Origin of the sequence: Flavobacterium praedii (assembly GCF_026810365.1) — a bacterium.
In the GTDB taxonomy this organism is placed as follows: Bacteria; Bacteroidota; Bacteroidia; order Flavobacteriales; family Flavobacteriaceae; genus Flavobacterium; species Flavobacterium praedii.
In genome coordinates this window covers 415,685-435,011 of sequence record NZ_CP113948.1, presented here as the reverse complement: position 1 = coordinate 435,011, position 19,327 = coordinate 415,685, and the positions used below count along the sequence as shown (strand labels likewise).

The window sequence follows — 19,327 nt, the reverse complement described above, 5'->3', positions numbered from 1 at the left end:
GGAAAAATACTAATCTTTTAGATCAATTTAAATAAAAAAATCCTGCTTAGAAATATCAAAGCAGGATAAATATACACAATTATAACTGTTTACTCTTTTTTAGCTTTTGCTTTTTTAGCAGGAGCTTTTACTTTTTCAGCCACTACTTCTTCTGCAACTGGAGTTTCTTGTTCAACTACAGCAGGAGCCTCATCAACAATCATTCCTTTTTCTTGAAGCATATTGTACCAATTTACAATTTTCTTTACATCAGAGGCATAGACTCTTTCTTCATCGTAATCTGGCAGAATTTCTCTAAAATATGATAACAATTTTGCGTTATCTTCTTTATGCGAAATAGTTTGTCCTTTGTTTTCTTTTTTAGCAATATTTTGCATGATTTCTGCCAAAGGTTTTTCAGCATCATAAGTATAAATGGAAATTTCCGACAATAAACTCACATTGCTTTTTAAACTAACTGTTGTTTTTTTTCCGTCTAATAAAGACTCTGCAACAAAACCAGTACGTGTTTGCACTTTTAAAACATATAAACCTGGTTTTCCTGAAATGGATAATATTTTCTCTAAACTCATTTTTATTTTTTTTACTTATTTCATTATTTTCTATACACTAATTCTCTACAGATGAGCGATAGAAAAGTGTTTTATTTATCTTCCTTTTTTGGCAAAAAACTTCATTCTATAATCCTGAAAAGTTTTGCCTTCCATGATATTTTTTAATTTTTTCTGAATCAATCTTTTTTTCAAAGATGAAATTTTGTCTGTAAACAAAATACCTTCAATATGATCGTATTCGTGTTGGATTACTCTAGCAATTAATCCATCAAAAACTTCTGTTTTCATCACAAAGTCTTCTTCGCAATATTCTAATGTTATAGTAGGTTTTCTAAACACATCTTCTCTAACATCTGGAATACTCAAACAACCTTCATTAAAAGCCCATTCCTCACCTTCTTCTTTTATCATTCTAGCATTGATAAAAGTTTTTTTGAATCCGCTTAATTTCTTTTGCTCGTTATTTTCCAAATCGTCATCATCACTAAACGGTGTAGTATCCACTACAAATAAACGCAATGACAAACCTACTTGTTCTGCAGCAAGACCAACGCCACAAGCATTGTACATCGTTTCGTACATGTTCGCGACAACTTCCTTTAAATTTGGATATTCTGGAGTAAGCTCCTCTCCTATTTTCCTTAAAACAGGATCACCATATCCTATAATTGGTAATATCATTCGAATTGATTTTATTAATAACTAGTGTAAATAAAGGAAAAAATCCATTTAATTAGGTTGGCAAAAGTAGTAAAAAAATAGATACTGATTAATCAAGAATTGATAATTAGTAGAATTTTACAGAAATTAACAAGATGAATAAAATAAAAAACTGCCGTTATTTTTTTAAGCATCGGCAATTAATATTACGAAAGTCAAGAATTACTTAAAATATTCAAAAATCAGCAGTCTTATTTATATATAACTACATATAAGATGCTACTTAAGCAAAATAATTATTCAAAATAATGCAATTGGCTTATGGGATCTAATGCTCAAAACTATTCAAAACAATTTATCGCTTATCTTTGTATCAAATATTACTTTATGATTGCCAAAATAGAAAAATTTACAGATAGCATTTATTTTACAAATGCTTTAAAAGCAACACTTTCAGCTGTAATTCCTGTTTTGGTTTTTACCTATTTTAATCATTTTGAAATTGGGTTTGCCATTGCACTTGGTGCTTTTTTAACCTATCCAAGTGATATTCCAAGTAGCTTGAAGCATAAAATTAACGGAATAATCGTTACTGCATTTTTAGTAGCTGGAGTCAATTTACTGATTAATCTAACCTATCCAATTCCTATTATATTCTATCCTTTTTTCTCGATTTTAGTATTTATTTTGGCCATGCTTTCTGTCTATGGACAAAGAGCCACATTTACATCCTTTTCGGCATTACTATCAGTATCCTTATCTTTTTCTAACCTACATACTGGACTCGAAATGTTACAACATTCGGGATTATTACTAATTGGAGGATTCTTTTATTTATTTATTTCTTTGCTTTTTTATTATGTACGTCCCAATCGTTATGCCGAATTACAAGTTGCCGAAAGCATCAAATTAACATCAAAATACTTAAGACTAAGAGGAGATTTATGGAACAGTATTGCCGATAAAAAAGAGATAACTGAAAAACAATTGCACTTACAAGTCGAATTAAATATAATTCATCAAAATATTAGAAGAGTACTTATCGATAAGCATATCAATACAGTTTCCTCCAACCAAAACCGAAAAATGCTAATTGTATTTATTTCGCTAGTTGAAATACTAGAACTTGCATTATCTACTTCTTTTGATCATAGCAAATTACATCAAAAATTTAAGGATCATCCCAAAGTTTTATCCAACTATCAAAATTTAGCTTACACGCTCGCTTCAACGCTAAAGCAATTATCAAAGAATATTGAAAAAAGAACCAATTACGTTTCTAAAAATTCATTATCTAAGCATTTATTGGCTCTAGAAAATGAAATCACCAATTACGAAAACGAGCTAGGAAAAACCGAGGCTTCTGAAGGAGTCTTGATGTTAAAAACCATGCTTGAATATGCCGAAAAGCAAGTTGAAAAAATTAAAATAATTGAACGAGCTTTTACTTCTATATCTAATACTTATGATTTTAAAGGCAAGGATAAAGATTTAGAAAAATTTTTAACTCCCCAATATTATTCAATAAGTACATTCATAGAAAATATAAGTTTTGAGTCTACTATATTCAGACACTCCTTACGATTAACCACAACATTAATTTTGGGTGGAATCATAGGTAAGTTGCTTCCATTTCAAAATGAATATTGGATTTTAATGACCATCATCATCATTATGAGGCCTGGTTATGGGTTGACAAAACAGCGTTCGATACAAAGAGCTATCGGGACTATTATAGGTGGAATTACAGCTTTTAGCATCCTATACCTGATGCCCAATCATTTTGTGTTAAGCCTTTTAGCGATAAGCTGCATGTTGCTTGGTTTTTCATTTACACAAACCAATTACTCCGTAAGTGCTACGTTTGTTACTATGTATATTGTATTTCTTCACGGCATTTTATCCCCAGATTTTGTAAATGTAATCCAGTTTAGAATATTAGATACTTTGACTGGAGCAACTTTAGCATTTTTTGCGAATCATTTTTTATGGCCATCTTGGGAATATATTAAAGCGCCAGAATATTTGGAAAAATCAATAGCCGCCAATCGAGATTATTTGAACCAGATTTACATTTATTATACCAAAAAAGGAGATGTAACAACATCTTATCGTTTGGCTAGAAAGAATGCTTTTATTGAAATTGGGAACTTAATGGCTTCTTTCCAAAGAATGTCTCAGGAACCAAAATCCAAACAAAAGAACATTGTACTTTTTTATAAATTAACCGAACTCAATCATTCATTGCTTTCTTCAATTGCTTCATTAGGCACTTATATTCAATCGCATACAACTACACCGTCCTCAAAAGCTTTTACGATCGTGGTTGAAAAAGTATTGAAAAATTTAGAAAAAAGCATTTCCTACTTAAAAGAAAATGAAATTATCGATGCAAACGATATCTCAAAAGAAGAGTTAGCCAATCGGTTTATAGAATTAAAAAACATTCGTCAAAGCGAGCTAAAAGAAGGAAATAAAATAAACGATCAATCTTTTGCTTTAATAATGCAAGAAGCACAATTGGTCATAGAGCAATTAATTTGGCTGACAAACTTATCTGAAGGTATCTTGAAAAGTACAAAAAAATTAATGGAAGACTAAAAAAATTTCATCCTAAGGTTATACCTTAATTAATACGAATCTCCTAAAAAAAATCTTAAAACTACTATTAAAGCCAATTTAGCGCAATAAAAGCTTAAAAAATAGGAGAATATTTTTTTTAAAAAATCAAAAACGACTTATTTACGATTTAGATAATCTTGAAGCATAATGGTAGCAGAAATCTCGTCTATTAATCCTTTATTTTGACGTTGCTTTTTATTCAAACCACTGTCAATCATTGTTTGAAAAGCCATTTTTGATGTAAAACGTTCATCAACTCGAATCACTTTCATATCCGGAAAATGATTGGTAAAATGAGTTACAAAACCTTTAATTATTGAAGCACTTTCTGAAGGCTCACCGTTCATTTGTTTGGGTTCACCAATGAGTACTGCTTCCACTTTTTCTTTAGAGAAATAATCTTTCAAAAAAGCAATAGCAGTGGTTGATGGAATTGTTGTCAACCCCGAAGCAATAATTTGCATTTCATCGGTAACAGCTATTCCTGTTCGTTTTTGTCCGTAATCTATGGAGAGTATTCTTGGCATTTATAGTGAGTTTTTGTGTTTGATATATCCGAAAACATAAATAACCTTCTGATTTACGTCGATTTCATATACAACCGAATATCCCTTAAAAACATAATCCCTAATATTTTCATCATCAAAATAAATTGATCTTTTAAAATGAAATGGGTGTTTCAAATCTTTTTTTATATTTTTTAAGCAAATCTTTTCTGAATTTTAAAGCTGCTCGCGGTTTATCCTTATAAATGTAACGAACTTGATCTGTCAATAATTTCAGAAATTCATTTGAAACCCACATCAAAAAATATTTTTCTTCCGATGATATGAAAAAGTGGGTTCCTGACAACCAAAATTTAAATACTTTTTCGGAAGAAATATTAACTGTCATATTCTGAAAATGTTTTGTCCAGAATTGAATCGACTTCATCAATAGAATAAAATTTTTCAGCACCGCTTTTGAGTTTAGCGTAAGCAGTGTCTAATTTTCTTTTATTTTTATCAAAAAAAGGATCTTCCCGAACTATAATAAGTTCATCCGAAGAAAAGGAACTTAATAATTCCAAGATTTTGGCTTTACTATTGGGCTGAAATTCTAATCGTAACGTTTCCATGGCTTTCCTATTTATTATACAAATATATTACTTTTTAATCTAAAATTAATTTCACAAAATAAATGGCTATTAAGTTATAACTATAACATTTTCCATACAAATACTCTTTTTTGCTATTAGTTAAAAATGGTATCTTTGCCAAAAATTTATCAAAAATGAAATCATTACAGACCATAATAGAACAAGCTTGGGAAAACCGTGCTTTACTTCAAGAAACAACAACAACTGATGCTATTAGAGAAGTTATCTCTTTATTAGATCAAGGAATTTTAAGAGTGGCAGAACCTGTGGGCGAAGGTTGGCAAGTAAACGAATGGATTAAGAAAGCCGTTGTTATGTACTTCCCTATTCAAAAAATGGAAACCTTAGAGGCTGGAATTTTTGAGTACAATGATAAAATGTTACTCAAAAGAGATTATGCTGAAAAAGGAGTTCGCGTAGTTCCTGGTGCATCTGCCCGTTATGGTGCTTATATTTCGAGCGGTGTAATCATGATGCCTAGTTATGTAAATATTGGTGCTTATGTTGATTCAGGAACAATGGTTGACACATGGGCAACTGTGGGTAGCTGTGCTCAAGTTGGCAAAGATGTACATTTAAGTGGAGGAGTTGGAATTGGTGGTGTATTAGAACCACTACAAGCAGCACCCGTAATTATAGAAGATGGAGCATTCATTGGTTCTCGTTGTATTATTGTAGAAGGTGTTCATGTAGGGAAAGAGGCCGTTCTTGGAGCCAATGTGTGCTTAACAGCTTCAACGAAAATAATTGATGTTACTGGAGAAACCCCTGTAGAAAGAAAAGGTTTTGTTCCTGCTCGTTCTGTAGTAATTCCTGGTAGTTACACCAAAAAATTCGCTGCTGGAGAGTACCAAGTTCCATGTGCATTAATTATTGGAACTCGCAAACCATCTACCGATTTAAAAACTTCATTAAATAACGCTTTACGCGAATATGATGTAGCGGTTTAAATTCTAGACAAAAATATTTTATATTTTAAAAACCAAATACCAATTTATTTATCAATTGGTATTTGGTTTTTTTTTATTTGTTTACTTAACAAATTAAATTAAGTTTGCACCTCAATTAAAATAAACTTATTGTTAACTTATTCTAAAGAAAAAAAACAGCTATTGATTTAAATATTAAGCAAATACCTTTTTTCATTAGAATAACCCAAAATAACTCTGAACATCAAGTTCTCAAAATAATAAATTCCAAAATGAATAATTACAAGAAAGTCAGCATCCTACTTCTTAAACGATTACTATTAGTTACCCTAATTTATCAATTGTCTCGAGTAGCATTTTACTTCATGAATGCCACGTCATTTCAAAATTTTAATTTGACTACTATTAAAGGTGGAATTCTGTTTGATTTGGCCGCAATTGCCTATTTAAATGTTATTTTTGTAGTTGCACATTTGATTCCAGGAAATTTTAAATACACGCCAAATTATCAAAAATGGCTTAAAATTTCATTCTATTCAATAAACCTTTTATTAATTGCAACCAATTTCATAGATATTATTTATTATAGATTTACTGGAAAACGAAGTACTTTTAGTATGATTACAGCTAAAGGAATGGAACATGAAATTTTTGGTTTGATTCCTTCTTTTCTAATGCAATTTTGGTATGTAGGTGTTTTATTCCTTATTTTCAGTGTGCTTTTTTGGATCTTTCTTCCCACTTTTAAGCAAACCAACTCGATTGAAAAACTTGAGAAAAAAGATTTAATAAAACAATACGCTTTTCTAATTCTTGCAATAGCTTTAGGATTACTTATTTCTCGTGGTGGTTTTCGCAAAAAACCACTTAAAATTGTGGATGCAGTAGTTTATGGAGAACTTGGGAATTCAGCTTTAATATTAAATACTCCTTTTTGTATTTTAAAAACTTTAGTAAAAAAAGAAGACATAGAAAAAGCACATTATTTTAATGAAAAAGAATTAATTTCGATTTATAACCCAATAATAAACTTAAATCCTAGCAAACCAATTACCAAAAAAAATGTAGTCGTAATTATTTTGGAAAGTTTTGGAAACGAAAATGTAGGTAGAGGTTATACTCCTTTTTTAGACTCATTAATCACAAAATCCTATTATTTCAAAAATGGATTTGCAAACGGTATAGCTTCTATAGATGCCGTACCTTCTATATTATCTAGCATTCCAAGTTTAATGAATAACTCATTTATCTCATCCAGTTTTTCGTTAAACAAAATTCATGGTCTTCCTATTATTTTAGAAAAAGAAGGATACAATACCTCTTTTTTTCATGGTGCATTCAATGGTAGTCAAAATTTTGATCAATATGCTAAAGTAGCTGGTTTTGATCACTATTATGGAAAAGATGAATATGTAGGAAAAGAATCATTTGATGGGAAATGGGGAATTTATGATGAAGAGTTTATGCAGTTTTTCTGTAACAAACTCAGTAGTTTTAAACAGCCCTTTTTTAGCTCTCTTTTTACAATTTCTTCACATAATCCTTATAAAGTACCCGAAAAATATAAAGGAAAATTTCCAAAAGGAAACACAAAAATTCAAGAAAGCATCGGATATACAGATTTCGCATTACGTCAATTTTTTAAAACAGCAAAAAAACAAAGTTGGTACAATAACACTCTTTTTGTCTTTTCATCGGATCATACTTCTTCTGGAGGAGAACTAGCAAAAGATAGAACAATACTTGGAAGATTTAGAATCCCAATTCTGTTTTTTGACCCATCTGATCCTAAATTTGTTGGAGTCAATGAAAATAACTTTCAACAAATTGATATTATGCCAAGTATTTTGGACTATTTAAACATAAAAACAGATATGGTAAGTTTTGGAAAAAGCTTTAGATCCAAAAACAATTTTGTAGTATACTGCAATCAAGGTACTTATTACTATATTCAAGGTGATTATTATTTGGCTTTTGCCAATAACCAATCCATTGGTTTATACAATTGGAAGAAAGATATTTTATTGAAAAATAACTTATTAAAAACCAATGAAAAAATAGCTAATAAAATGTCTCTATTTTTAAAAGCCTATATTCAAACTTTTTATGAACGAGTTACGAATGATGCTTTAACGCTAGAGAAATAGTTTTTCTATTTAAAAATTGAAATTCCCATTGGATTCATTTTTTTTATTCAATTTGTACATTATTAAATTTAACTATTACAGATATGAAAATTCTAGTTATACAACAAAAAATGATTGGTGATGTCCTAATCAGTTCAATCATTTGCAATAACTTAAGAATTGCATATCCTAATGCCCAAATTGATTATCTGGTTTATGAATCAACTACACCTGTTTTAGAAGGAAATAGAAACATTGACAATATAATATTGTTTGAAGAAAAACATCGCAAAAGTAAGGCAGCGTTTTTAAAACTTGCACTTCAAATTCGAGCCACTCATTATGATTTGGTTATAGACGCCTATTCAAAATTAGAAAGCTGGCTGATTGTTTTATTAAGTGGCGCTAAAAGAAAAATTTCATATAAAAAGAAAGGCAGAACCTTTTTATATACGGATAACGTTCCTTTTGAACCTTATCCAAAAACCAATTTGGGCTTGGCCATTGAAAGACGACTTTCCTTATTAGATCCTCTTGATTTAAATATAAAAATAGATCCGCTACCAAAACTGTATGTTTCTGAAAAAGAAAAGCAGGAAGCTGTATCTCTTTTTGAAAAAAATCAACTAAAAAAAGAGAGAAAAACGATTATGATAAGCCTTTTGGGAAGTGAAAAACTAAAAACTTACCCATTAGAATATATGGCAAAACTGGTAGATACAATTGCCGATACTTTTGACGTAAACATTTTATTTAATTATTTTCCGAAACAATTAAACGATGCCAAATTTGTTTTTGATTCCTGTAAACCTTCTACACAGGAAAAAATATATTTTAATCTATATGGAGATAGTTTAAGATCATTTATTGCCATAATGAATCAATGCGATTTGATTATTGGGAATGATGGTGGCGCCATAAACATGGCAAAAGCTCTAAACAAACCTTCATTCATCCTTTTTTCACCGTGGATTGAAAAGAAAATATGGGCGACATTTGAAGATGGAATCATGCATAATTCTGTTCATTTAAATGATTTTAAACCTGAATTATTTTCAAACCTTACCGAAAAAGAACTTAAAAAAAGAGCTATAGATTTATATAAAAACTTTTATCCAGAATTATTTACCAATCAAATGATTGCTTTCTTAAGCAACAATCTTTCGGACAATAAAAAAAAAAGTATTGAAATCTGCAATACAAAAAAGCCTTTGCTAACTGCATTGATCATTACTTACAATGAAGAACACAATATTAAAGAACTCATAGACAACATTGCTTTTGCTGACGAAATTATCGTAATTGATTCTTTTAGTACTGATAACACATTGGCAATTGCAAAAAGTTTTGATACTGTAAAAGTAGTTCAACATCCATTTGAGAATTATGCCTTGCAACGAAATTTTGCTATAAGTCTAGCAACAAATCCTTGGATACTTTTTATCGATGCAGATGAAAGACTCACTCCAAAATTACAGCAGGAAATCACTCAGACTATACAACAAAAAGAAGCTTTCTCTGCCTACAATGTTTACCGAAGGTTTATGTTTGAAAATACAATACTAAATTATAGTGGTTGGCAAACAGACAAAATTATTAGACTTTTTCAAAATAATAAAGCATTCTACTCTGAACAAAAAATTGTACATGAAAAATTAAATGTGACAGGTGAAATTGGAAAATTAAAAAACAAACTTATTCATTATTCTTACACTGATTTTACAAGTTATAAACAAAAAATGATTGTTTATGGAAAAATGAAAGCCAAAGAAGAATTTGCAAAAGGTACAAGTCCAAACTTTTTTCATTATTACATAAGACCTCTTTATCAATTTGTCTATCAATATTTTATCCGATTAGGGATTTTAGATGGAAAAAAAGGAGTGATACTATGCTATTTGAATGCTCTGAGTGTTTCAGTTCGTTTTCAGGAATTAAAAAAATTAAAATCGAAAAACTAAGATTTCCAAAATTTAAGTTTCTTTTTTAATCTCTGCTTTCTTGAAAATTTATCTTGAAATTCTTGGGTATAAAACCACATTTTTTCAAAGATTTCACTTTCTGTTTTTGCTGTATACAATTTTGAATATTCATTACTCATTGTTGCAATCATTCCTTTTTTAGGCGTTAACCGAGAAAGATTTTTCATGCGTTGATCAAAATTCATTTGGTCATGAAAAGTCATTCTATTTAGATCAACCAAGAAAAACTCATAAAATCCTTCAAACGACTTTTTGATCAAAGTATTTCCTGGAGAATGATCCAAAAATTCGACACCACTTTGATGCAATTGAAATGAAAACTGGGTAAACTGTCTTAAAATATTCTCATGATCAGGGAAATTTGGAATTTCGACCAATTCTCTGTAAGTCAAATCACAATCAAGATGTTCACTAGCATAATAACTATCTTTTAATCCTATCCAATTGTAATTTTCTAGATATGCAATTGGTTCGGGTGTTCCTATGCCTTTTTCTAATAAAATGGTAGCATACTCAAATGAACGTCTCGCTTTGGATTTTCTAAAATATTTATAAGCAATTTTATTAATCAAATTAGGAATTTTAAAGGATTTGATATTAATTGTCTTTCCATTTAATTCGAATAATTTGATACTGTTTCTTTTACCGTCACCAAAGAGTTTTCCAGTAGATTTGAAATTATGAATACTCGATTTGATAAAATCGATATTGTCTTTGAAATTTTGATTTATTTTTAAATGCATTTATTTTTCTTAATTACAACTATACTTATACTACAACTAAAATAGTTACTTCTTTAAATATTGATTGATTCCATTTGTGATTTTAATGATACCTTTATCAATGGTTTCTTTTTGAATTTTATTGTTCAATTCTAAATTACTTTTTGAATTTGACTTATGAAATATATGATATAAAATACCTGCATAACGGAGTCTTTTGGCTTTCACACCATTATTTCCCATTCTAATAACTAAATCTGAATCTTCTCTACCCCATCCTTCAAAATCCTCATTATATCCATTAATATCGATCAAATCTTTTCGCCAAAAAGACACATTGCATCCCCGAAATTTTTTCGAAATTCCATAATGTGGCTTATACCATTTAGATAAAAAAGATATCGATAAACTTCTTGACCTGTTTTTAATTTCATTTGAAAAAAAATTAAAATCAGTTGTTTTCTTTTCTATAACTTCATCTACATATTCTGGCAAAATATTAACTCTGGATCCATACAAATAGAAACCTTTTTGAACAGAATCCAAATGATCAGAAATGAATTTTTTGTGCAAAATACAATCTCCATCAATCTGTATAATGTAATCTGCGTTGGTTTGGGAAATAGCTTTATTCAAGATTTTCGATTTTCTAAAACCAACATCTTCTTGCCATACATGACAAATAGGAACATTTATTTCGTTTCTAAACCTGTCAATCAACGCTTTGGTTTCGTTGCTTGAACCATCATCTGCTATCAAAATTTCATCCGGAAGCGTCGTTTGATTTAAAATGCTTTTTAAAACCAAATCTAGTGCATCAGGCCAATTATAAGTAGAAATCAATAAAGCTGTTTTCATCAGTCTATTTTTTATTTTAAATGTAGATGGTTTTGTTTGCAATTAATTGGCTTATTTGACTGAATTTCGATTCTTAAAAGTTATCTAAAAAACACAATAATGATAGAAAAAATTATATTCGTAAAAGTAAAAAAACTAAGTTTACTCGATGATTATTTATAATAGAATCAATAAATTCTTACTATCAAATTCTATAATAGTGACAATCTTTTCATGCTATATTTTTCTAAACAACCTCAAATTTAAGAACCCATCACAACTTCGTTTTAACCATTAACTCGATTCATTTGAAGAGAATTATATCTAAAAAACAATAAATATTTCTTCACTATTTCTGCCAAATATAATTATTATTTAATTTCAAATTTAACCTTTACCATTTCATGAATTTGATACAAAGGTACACTTTCTTCACTTTGATTTTTATACCATAAATAATAATATAAAAATTAGTGATCTTTACTTTTCTATTCATTTACATCCTTCCTGCATGAAATATCACAATTACATTCATTACTTTTACACCGCATAAATCAATAACATTCTTCTTTCCAAAAAAAAGGATGTCAATAAATTTAAAATTATTAAAACTTTCTAATAACACAAAAATCTACTTTCAATACTATGTTTGATGTTTCAATAATTTTAATAAATTACAACTCCAGTAAACATACAATAAATTGTATCCAATCAATACTATCTAATACTTCAAAACAAATCAATTTTCAGATCATAATTACCGATAATTGCTCTGAAAAAGAAGATTATCTTAACCTGAAATTATTTTGTGATAGTTTACATAATTCTAATATTGAACTACATAGAAATATTATTAATAATGGTTTTGGCGCCGGTAATATGTTTGGTGTACAATTTGCAAATGCAAAATATTTAGCTTTTGTAAACAATGACACGCTGTTTATGAATGATTGTTTAGCAATTCTAAAAAATGAATTAGATAAGAATCAAAACATTGGTATTGCTGGAGCTCAATCTTACAAAGAAAATGGAGACTTTATGATTTCACTTGATCATTTTGCATCACCAACAAGAGAAATTTTAGGTCGTAATTTTCTAGAATTAATCAATCCGAAAAAGTATCCTAGAAGAAAAAAAACATACAGTTCCCCTACTCAAGTAAATTTTATACCTGGAAGTTTTATGTTTGTTAAAGCAATAGATTTCTATGAAGTTGGAGGTTTTGATACCAATATTTTTCTTTATTATGAAGAAACAGATTTATGCATCAGATTGGCCAAAAAATCAAAATTTGCTTATTTGATTCCTGAAGCTAAATTTATTCATCTACATGGTGCAAGCACAGCAAAATCAATGGCTATAAAAAAAGAATTAAAAATTTCATTGTTGTATATTATTCGAAAACACTATGGCTTTTTTGGACATAAAATCGTAATGCTCTTTTTAATAATAAAATATTTCTTTAGTAGTATTTTGAAACCTAAAAACTGGACTTTATTTTTTTTAATAGTAAGTGGGGCACCAATATCCAAATCCTTAAAGGGTTTTCAGAAAATTATTTCTTCGAATCAATAAACAAAAACTTAAATTTCTTACTGAAAAGCATATTAAGAACTAAGCCTTTACAGAAATAACATATAGTAAAACTCGAAAAAAAGGTATCAAAAATTCTTCTGTTTTTTTAAAATGAAGCAATTATAACACGAATAAATCGCTACTTTTTGAATTATAAACTACATTTGCATTTAATTTATGTACTATAATTTATATAATTTTTAATGAAAATAACAATTATAAGTTTTGATAATTGGGGTTTTAACAGCCATATTGTAACTGCCTTAAAAAAAGAAGGACATTGCGTATATCACATAAATTTCAATGCTTTCACCTACAAATACAAGACTATTCTATATCGGTATTATAATTTTTTCCTGAAAACAATATTCAAAAAAAACCTTAAAAACATTCATTACGGCAAGAAAATACTCGAAAAATTAAGAGAAAACAATGAAATCCAGGATGTGATTTTGACAGTAAAAGGAGATTTTATTGACCCAAAAAACATTTTAGAATTTAAAAAATACACAAAAAAATCTATTGCTTATTTTAATGATAGCATTTATAGATGTCCGAAAATCAAAAGTGTTATTCCTTGTTTTGACGAAGTATATTCTTTTGAAAAACAAGATTGCAAAAAATACAATTTAAAATTTATTACCAATTGGATTTATCCATCTGAAATAAATTCGAAACAAAAAACACAATACCAAATATTTAATATAAGTTCTAAAGATAGACGCTCCCCAATCATATCGAAAATAACTTCTATTCTAAAAGAAAAAAAAATCAATTATAAAATTATTGTTTTTGATAAAGGAAAAAAAAATAATGACCCTAATATTGAATATACATCAGAACAAATACCTTTAACAGAAGTAAATGAGTATATGAATAATTCTCAAGTACTACTTGACATCAATAGAAAAGGACAAAAAGGACTCACATTTAGAGTATTTGAAAGTCTTAGCTTAGAAAAAAAACTCATCACAACAAATAGTGATATCAAAAATTATGATTTTTATAATCCCAATAACATACTAATCATTAACGAAAAAAACATACACATTCCTTTAGATTTTTTTAAAAATGAATATGTAAAAATACCTCAAGCCATTTTAAAAAGGTACTTAGTTGAAAACTGGATAAATCATGTTTTAAAACTAAAATAAATAAAAAGCAAAATTACTTTTAACTATAAATATAAATTAGTAAACCCAAGTCATAAAAAAGGTACTAATTTATACTACAAGAAAAAAAACAACTATGAAATTATCAGTTGCCTTATGTACTTATAACGGAGAAAAATACATTGAAAAACAATTGAATAGTATTTTTAATCAAACCATGCCCATTGATGAAATCAACATTTGTGATGATGGATCAAATGATAAGACTATTGAAATAATTAATCAGATTCAAAAAACATATCCTACAATAATTAAGTTACATCAAAATGAAATAAATCTAGGTTGTACAAAAAATTTTGAAAAAGCAATTGAACTTTGTCAAGGAGATTATATTTTTTTATCAGATCAAGATGATCTTTGGAAAAAAGACAAAGTAGAAAAAACATTGGCAATTTTTGATAAAAACCCAAATGCCGAAGGAGTTTTTTCTAATGCCGAATTAATAGACAATTCGGACCATTTAATTTCTGATCATACTATTTGGGATTCCGTTTTTTTTCTAGAAAAAGAATTCCAAAAACCAATTGATTATTTTAACATCATTTCAAAAAATGGCAATTTCGTTACAGGAGCCACATTATGTATTAAAAAGCAAGTAAAAGATTTTATTTTTTCTTTCACAGATCCAATTGTTCTGCATGACGAAAAGATAGCTACTTTATTGATCTTAAGAGAGTCTCTCTATTATTCAACTGAAAATTTGATTTCGTACAGAATACATCAAAATCAACAAGTTGGAATGAAGAATATGAACAAAATCGAATCTAAAAAAAGATTAAAAAGAATTATTCTTGATTTAGAAAAACCTGCTACATATTTTGAATACAGACATTTAATGAAAAAAAAGTATTTAAAGTATCATAAAGCCCAGAAATATCTAGTTTTCAACTCTTCTAAAATAGATATTAATCAGTTAATTGAAACAAGTTTTAACGAATACAACGCATTTATTAATAGTTTCAAAAAGAAGTTTCCTATACATTATTTTTTATCTTCAATTGTTGATACACTTAGAAATAAAAGAAAACTTTAAAAAAGTCTTTATCGAAAAGATTTATTAAAAAGGAGTATTAAGCTTCCTTTATAAAAAGATCAACCCCATTTTATAAATACAAGTATATATTTAAAAAGATGATAAAAAAATCATATTTTAAATATAAGACTATCTTTGCATTTTATTTTTTAAGCAAATTAAACAAGCTAAACTTCTACTTCTATGTGTTTACAATTAAGAATTGTCATTTTACTATTAATCGGTAATACGCTATTAGCGCAAAATATTTCAGTAGGTTCTATTGACATGATTGAACAAAGAAGTAGAAACGAACAATTATTAGGTACTGGTAATCCTCTGATTTCATACACTTTACGACCATTAACATTAGTCCAATTAGACTCTACGCAAGCACTTGATAAAAATTCGACAAAAATTATCACAAAAGTATTGCCAATAACCCTAACTCAACAATACAATACTTTTAATCCTTATGGTTGGAATGATGGTTCTATGATACCTGCCAAAGGCTATCAAACACAACTTACCGCAGGATTATTCGCTCAATATGGAATTTTGAGTATTCAATTAAAATCAGAATATGTATACGCCTCAAATCCAGAATATGACATTTTCCCTACAACAGAAAAAAGTGTGGTTCGCAATGTGAATGCATATTATTTAAATTATACCGATATGCCAACTTTATTTGGAGGCAAAACTTATAATAAATTATTTTGGGGACAAAGTTCTATTAGTGTTGCAATAAATAAATTTTCAATAGGATTGTCAACAGAGAATTTATGGTGGGGACCTGGAAATAGGAATTCACTATTAATGAGTAATAACGCTCCAGGGTTTTTACATTTTACTTTTAATACAAGACAACCTATAGAAACTTTTGTCGGAAGTTTTGAAGGACAAATCATAAGTGGCAAATTAGAAGGTTCTGGCTTAAGCAGCCCAAAATCACAATTTATGATAGATGGCATTGATACTGAATTAGCAAAATCAAATGATTGGCGTTATATCAATGGTATTTCAATAAATTACCATCCCAAGTGGGTACCTGGGTTATTTGTAGGCATGAATCGTACTATTCAAGTTTATCGTACAGACATGGGAAATAGTTTTTCAGATTATATGCCTATTTTTATTCCTTTTCAAAAAAAGAATGCGCTAGGTGAAGATGCCAAAATGAGAGATCAACTAGCTTCTCTTTTTTTTAGATGGGCAATGAAGGAATCAAAATTTGAATTTTATGGAGAAAGTGGATGGAACGATTATTCCTCTACAATTTGGGACTTTTTTGATTCACCGGAACATTCTAGATCCTACCTTTTTGGTTTTAATAAAATATTTATGCTTAATAAAGAAAAAAATAAGTATTTGAAAGTTAATTTTGAAAGTACCCATATGGAACAAAGTGCTGATCGCATAGTCAGACCCGCAGGAGCTTGGTATTTACATGGTACAATATTACATGGCTATACTCATGAAGGACAAGTATTAGGATCAGGAATTGGACCTGGAAGTAATTTACAAACATTAGATTTTAGCGTTTGGAAACAAGATCAAGTTTGGGGTTTAGAAATAGAACGATTTGCTCATAATATGGATTTTTACTATGATGCCTATACAGATTACAATCACAAATGGGTAGATTTAGCTTTAAATACTTATGCTTATCGAAAATTTGGTAATTTAGGTATTCAAGCAAAACTTAATTTTGCCCAATTAAGAAATTTTCAATATCAATTTGAAGTCAATAAATACAACATGCAATTTCAACTTTCGTTACAATATAAATTGTAATAAATTTTTTACTATTTTGTAAATAAAAAACAAAAAAATTAAATATAAATTGTATTAAAAAATAACATATGCCCTTAAATAAAAAAAAATATGACATTTTAATAGTTGGATCTGGTTTGTTTGGCTCTGTATTTGCACATGAAGCAACTAAATTAGGAAAAAAATGTCTAGTTATTGATAAACGCGAACATCAAGGAGGGAATGTTTATTGTGAAGAAATTGACGGAATAAATGTTCATAAATTTGGTGCACACATTTTTCATACTAATGATAAAAAAATATGGGATTATGTAAACCAATTTACTTCCTTTAACAATTATATTAATTCACCCGTTTCTATATCAAAAGGAAAGCTATATAATTTACCTTTTAATATGAATACATTTTATCAAATTTGGGGATGTATTACACCTGATCAAGCGAAAGAAAAAATAGATGAACAAATTAAGCAATATGGTGTAGAAGATCCAAAAAACTTAGAAGAGCAAGCTATTTCACTTGTGGGAAAAGATATTTATGAGACTTTAATAAAAGAATATACCGAAAAACAATGGGGAAGAAAAGCAACTGAACTTCCTGCGTTTATAATAAAAAGACTTCCCATTCGATTTACCTTTGACAATAATTATTTCAACGATAAATACCAAGGAATTCCAATAGGTGGTTATAATAAAATTATTGATGGATTATTAAAAGATGTAGATGTTAGCTTAAATACTGATTTTTTCAAAAATCGCTCTTATTTCGAGTCTTTAGCGACTGATATTGTCTATACAGGTAAAATCGATGAATATTTTAATTATGAATTTGGTCAACTTGAATACCGCTCATTGCGATTTGAAAACGAAATTATTGACAAAGAGAATTTTCAAGGAAATGCAGTGGTAAACTACAATGATGCAGAAGTTCCTTTTACAAGAATAATTGAACACAAACATTTTGAATTTGGCACCCAAAAGAAGACCCTCATTACCAGAGAATATCCTGATAGTTGGTGTCCTGAAAAGGAAGCCTTTTACCCAGTAAATAATGCCGAAAATCAAAATAAATATGAAAACTATAAAAAGAAAGCCGATAAAACAAAAGTGATTTTTGGAGGAAGACTAGCAGAGTATAAATATTATGATATGCATCAAATAATAGCTTCAGCATTAACTAACTTTAAGAAATATGATGAAAATAGACAAAAAAAATAGTATTATTTATATTGCATGTCCAGGAAACTTTGCAACAGGAGGCCCCTATTTATTACATCAATTAGCTTACAAACTAATTCATTTGGGATATAATGCCAAAATGTTTTACTTATCAGTTTCAATTGATGAGGATCCCGTACATGAATTCTATAAAGGAATGAAAATTCCTTATTCGTTTGAAATTGAAAATAATCTTTCCAATCTTCTAATCACTCCCGAATCTTTTGCGAATTTAGTTTTAAAATATAAAGACATACAAACCGTAATTTGGTGGCTAAGTGTTGATAATTTTTTTGAAACAAATAAAAAACCTAGTTTTTCTGTCAAGAGGTTTTTAGGTTTAAAAGAAAAAAGATATCAATATAATTTTCAAAAAGAACCAAAACATTTTCATTGGGTCCAAAGCTTTTATGCTGAACACTTTTTAAAATCAAAAGATATATCAGATATAAAACATCTGTCAGACTATCTTAATGACATTTTTATTGATGAAGTGAAAAATATTAAATTTGACTCAACTAACAAAGAAAATAGTATTGCCTATAATCCTAAAAAAGGGTATGAAATAACTAAAATATTAATTGAAAAGACACCTCATCTAAAATGGGTAGCCATAGAAAACATGACCCCTACTGAAGTGAAAGAATTACTGCTAAAATCCAAAATTTATATTGATTTTGGTCACCATCCTGGAAAAGATAGGATTCCGAGAGAAGCAGCAATTTGTGGATGTATCGTTATTACAAATACCCGAGGAAGTGCAAGCTTTTTTGAAGATGTTTCAATTCCAAATAATTATAAAATAGACTATTCTCCTGAAAAAGAGCAAGAAATTATAAAATTATTAGAAACGAGTTTATTTGATTATGATGAAAAGTCAAAGGAATTTGAATTTTATAAAACCAAAATTATTAACGAAGAAACTAAGTTTAATTTTGACTTAGAAGAAATTTTAAGAAATTCTCAAAACTATTAATTTTCATAAGTTGTTATATATTGTTTTTT

Annotated in this window: 16 protein-coding genes; 10 read left to right on the top strand and 6 right to left on the bottom strand. The window is 28.5% G+C overall.

Going from position 1 to position 19,327, the window contains the following annotated elements:
- Positions 1 to 89: 89 nt before the first annotated feature.
- Positions 90 to 572 carry a DUF5606 family protein gene (locus OYT91_RS01955; RefSeq protein ID WP_269223307.1) on the bottom strand — a complete coding sequence of 161 codons (483 nt, stop codon included), beginning with the start codon at positions 570 to 572 and terminating at the stop codon, positions 90 to 92.
- Positions 573 to 647: 75 nt separating this feature from the next.
- Complete coding sequence (gene def / locus OYT91_RS01950; RefSeq protein WP_269223308.1) at positions 648 to 1,235, bottom strand: peptide deformylase; 588 nt, start codon at positions 1,233 to 1,235, stop codon at positions 648 to 650.
- A 366-nt stretch (positions 1,236 to 1,601) separates the two neighbouring features.
- Between def and OYT91_RS01945 the strand changes: the two genes are divergently transcribed.
- A complete protein-coding gene (locus tag OYT91_RS01945; protein ID WP_281239286.1) occupies positions 1,602 to 3,815 on the top strand; it encodes an FUSC family protein in 2,214 nt (737 codons plus the stop codon).
- A 137-nt stretch (positions 3,816 to 3,952) separates the two neighbouring features.
- Here OYT91_RS01945 and ruvX read toward each other — a convergent pair whose 3' ends face one another.
- Positions 3,953 to 4,363: a Holliday junction resolvase RuvX gene (gene ruvX / locus OYT91_RS01940; protein ID WP_269223310.1), complete on the bottom strand. Its 411-nt coding sequence runs from the start codon at positions 4,361 to 4,363 to the stop codon at positions 3,953 to 3,955.
- 356 nt (positions 4,364 to 4,719) lie between these two features.
- Positions 4,720 to 4,953, bottom strand: coding sequence for a hypothetical protein (locus OYT91_RS01935; protein WP_281239285.1), 234 nt, complete (start codon positions 4,951 to 4,953; stop codon positions 4,720 to 4,722).
- Between the two features lie 155 nt (positions 4,954 to 5,108).
- Between OYT91_RS01935 and OYT91_RS01930 the strand changes: the two genes are divergently transcribed.
- The 3 genes from OYT91_RS01930 (at position 5,109) to OYT91_RS17750 (ending at position 9,990) form a co-directional block, all read left to right on the top strand.
- Positions 5,109 to 5,924 (top strand): 2,3,4,5-tetrahydropyridine-2,6-dicarboxylate N-succinyltransferase, encoded by an 816-nt coding sequence (locus tag OYT91_RS01930; RefSeq protein ID WP_269223313.1) that lies wholly within the window; start codon positions 5,109 to 5,111, stop codon positions 5,922 to 5,924.
- Positions 5,925 to 6,175: 251 nt separating this feature from the next.
- Positions 6,176 to 8,050, top strand: coding sequence for an LTA synthase family protein (locus tag OYT91_RS01925; protein WP_281239284.1), 1,875 nt, complete (start codon positions 6,176 to 6,178; stop codon positions 8,048 to 8,050).
- Between the two features lie 83 nt (positions 8,051 to 8,133).
- Positions 8,134 to 9,990, top strand: coding sequence for a glycosyltransferase (locus OYT91_RS17750; protein WP_349293184.1), 1,857 nt, complete (start codon positions 8,134 to 8,136; stop codon positions 9,988 to 9,990).
- On the opposite strand, the gene OYT91_RS01910 is transcribed toward OYT91_RS17750, so the two are convergent.
- Together OYT91_RS01910 and OYT91_RS01905 are read right to left on the bottom strand one after the other, a co-directional pair.
- The gene (locus tag OYT91_RS01910) at positions 9,987 to 10,754 is read right to left on the bottom strand and encodes a Kdo domain containing protein (RefSeq protein ID WP_281239283.1); all 768 of its coding nucleotides are present in this window, start codon (positions 10,752 to 10,754) and stop codon (positions 9,987 to 9,989) included. The genes OYT91_RS17750 and OYT91_RS01910 overlap by 4 nt on opposite strands.
- A 45-nt stretch (positions 10,755 to 10,799) precedes the next feature.
- Positions 10,800 to 11,591, bottom strand: a complete 792-nt coding sequence (locus OYT91_RS01905; RefSeq protein WP_281239282.1) for a glycosyltransferase family 2 protein — start codon at positions 11,589 to 11,591, stop codon at positions 10,800 to 10,802.
- A gap of 624 nt (positions 11,592 to 12,215) precedes the next feature.
- Here OYT91_RS01905 and OYT91_RS01900 point away from each other — a divergent pair.
- The 6 genes from OYT91_RS01900 (at position 12,216) to OYT91_RS01875 (ending at position 19,298) form a co-directional block, all read left to right on the top strand.
- Positions 12,216 to 13,145, top strand: a complete 930-nt coding sequence (locus OYT91_RS01900) for a glycosyltransferase family 2 protein (RefSeq protein ID WP_281239281.1) — start codon at positions 12,216 to 12,218, stop codon at positions 13,143 to 13,145.
- Positions 13,146 to 13,348: 203 nt separating this feature from the next.
- Positions 13,349 to 14,299, top strand: a complete 951-nt coding sequence (locus OYT91_RS01895; protein ID WP_281239280.1) for a WaaS/CpsH family glycosyltransferase — start codon at positions 13,349 to 13,351, stop codon at positions 14,297 to 14,299.
- A gap of 94 nt (positions 14,300 to 14,393) precedes the next feature.
- Entirely contained in the window at positions 14,394 to 15,350 is a 957-nt protein-coding gene (locus OYT91_RS01890) for a glycosyltransferase (protein ID WP_281239279.1), read from the top strand.
- Positions 15,351 to 15,533: 183 nt separating this feature from the next.
- The gene (locus OYT91_RS01885) at positions 15,534 to 17,126 is read left to right on the top strand and encodes a capsule assembly Wzi family protein (RefSeq protein WP_281239278.1); all 1,593 of its coding nucleotides are present in this window, start codon (positions 15,534 to 15,536) and stop codon (positions 17,124 to 17,126) included.
- A 68-nt stretch (positions 17,127 to 17,194) separates the two neighbouring features.
- Complete coding sequence (gene glf, locus OYT91_RS01880) at positions 17,195 to 18,322, top strand: UDP-galactopyranose mutase (RefSeq protein WP_281239277.1); 1,128 nt, start codon at positions 17,195 to 17,197, stop codon at positions 18,320 to 18,322.
- Between the two features lie 157 nt (positions 18,323 to 18,479).
- On the top strand, positions 18,480 to 19,298 hold the full coding sequence (locus tag OYT91_RS01875) for a hypothetical protein (RefSeq protein ID WP_281239276.1): 819 nt from the start codon (positions 18,480 to 18,482) through the stop codon (positions 19,296 to 19,298).
- Positions 19,299 to 19,327: the final 29 nt, after the last annotated feature.

What these genes read in the sequence shown, in the direction of transcription:
- OYT91_RS01955 (WP_269223307.1), bottom strand. Translation starts at nt 572, where the DNA reads ATGAGTTTAGAGAAAATATTATCCATTTCAGGAAAACCAGGTTTATAT.
- def (WP_269223308.1), bottom strand. Translation starts at nt 1,235, where the DNA reads ATGATATTACCAATTATAGGATATGGTGATCCTGTTTTAAGGAAAATA.
- OYT91_RS01945 (WP_281239286.1), top strand. Translation starts at nt 1,602, where the DNA reads ATGATTGCCAAAATAGAAAAATTTACAGATAGCATTTATTTTACAAAT.
- ruvX (WP_269223310.1), bottom strand. Translation starts at nt 4,363, where the DNA reads ATGCCAAGAATACTCTCCATAGATTACGGACAAAAACGAACAGGAATA.
- OYT91_RS01935 (WP_281239285.1), bottom strand. Translation starts at nt 4,953, where the DNA reads ATGGAAACGTTACGATTAGAATTTCAGCCCAATAGTAAAGCCAAAATC.
- OYT91_RS01930 (WP_269223313.1), top strand. Translation starts at nt 5,109, where the DNA reads ATGAAATCATTACAGACCATAATAGAACAAGCTTGGGAAAACCGTGCT.
- OYT91_RS01925 (WP_281239284.1), top strand. Translation starts at nt 6,176, where the DNA reads ATGAATAATTACAAGAAAGTCAGCATCCTACTTCTTAAACGATTACTA.
- OYT91_RS17750 (WP_349293184.1), top strand. Translation starts at nt 8,134, where the DNA reads ATGAAAATTCTAGTTATACAACAAAAAATGATTGGTGATGTCCTAATC.
- OYT91_RS01910 (WP_281239283.1), bottom strand. Translation starts at nt 10,754, where the DNA reads ATGCATTTAAAAATAAATCAAAATTTCAAAGACAATATCGATTTTATC.
- OYT91_RS01905 (WP_281239282.1), bottom strand. Translation starts at nt 11,591, where the DNA reads ATGAAAACAGCTTTATTGATTTCTACTTATAATTGGCCTGATGCACTA.
- OYT91_RS01900 (WP_281239281.1), top strand. Translation starts at nt 12,216, where the DNA reads ATGTTTGATGTTTCAATAATTTTAATAAATTACAACTCCAGTAAACAT.
- OYT91_RS01895 (WP_281239280.1), top strand. Translation starts at nt 13,349, where the DNA reads ATGAAAATAACAATTATAAGTTTTGATAATTGGGGTTTTAACAGCCAT.
- OYT91_RS01890 (WP_281239279.1), top strand. Translation starts at nt 14,394, where the DNA reads ATGAAATTATCAGTTGCCTTATGTACTTATAACGGAGAAAAATACATT.
- OYT91_RS01885 (WP_281239278.1), top strand. Translation starts at nt 15,534, where the DNA reads ATGTGTTTACAATTAAGAATTGTCATTTTACTATTAATCGGTAATACG.
- glf (WP_281239277.1), top strand. Translation starts at nt 17,195, where the DNA reads ATGCCCTTAAATAAAAAAAAATATGACATTTTAATAGTTGGATCTGGT.
- OYT91_RS01875 (WP_281239276.1), top strand. Translation starts at nt 18,480, where the DNA reads ATGAAAATTCCTTATTCGTTTGAAATTGAAAATAATCTTTCCAATCTT.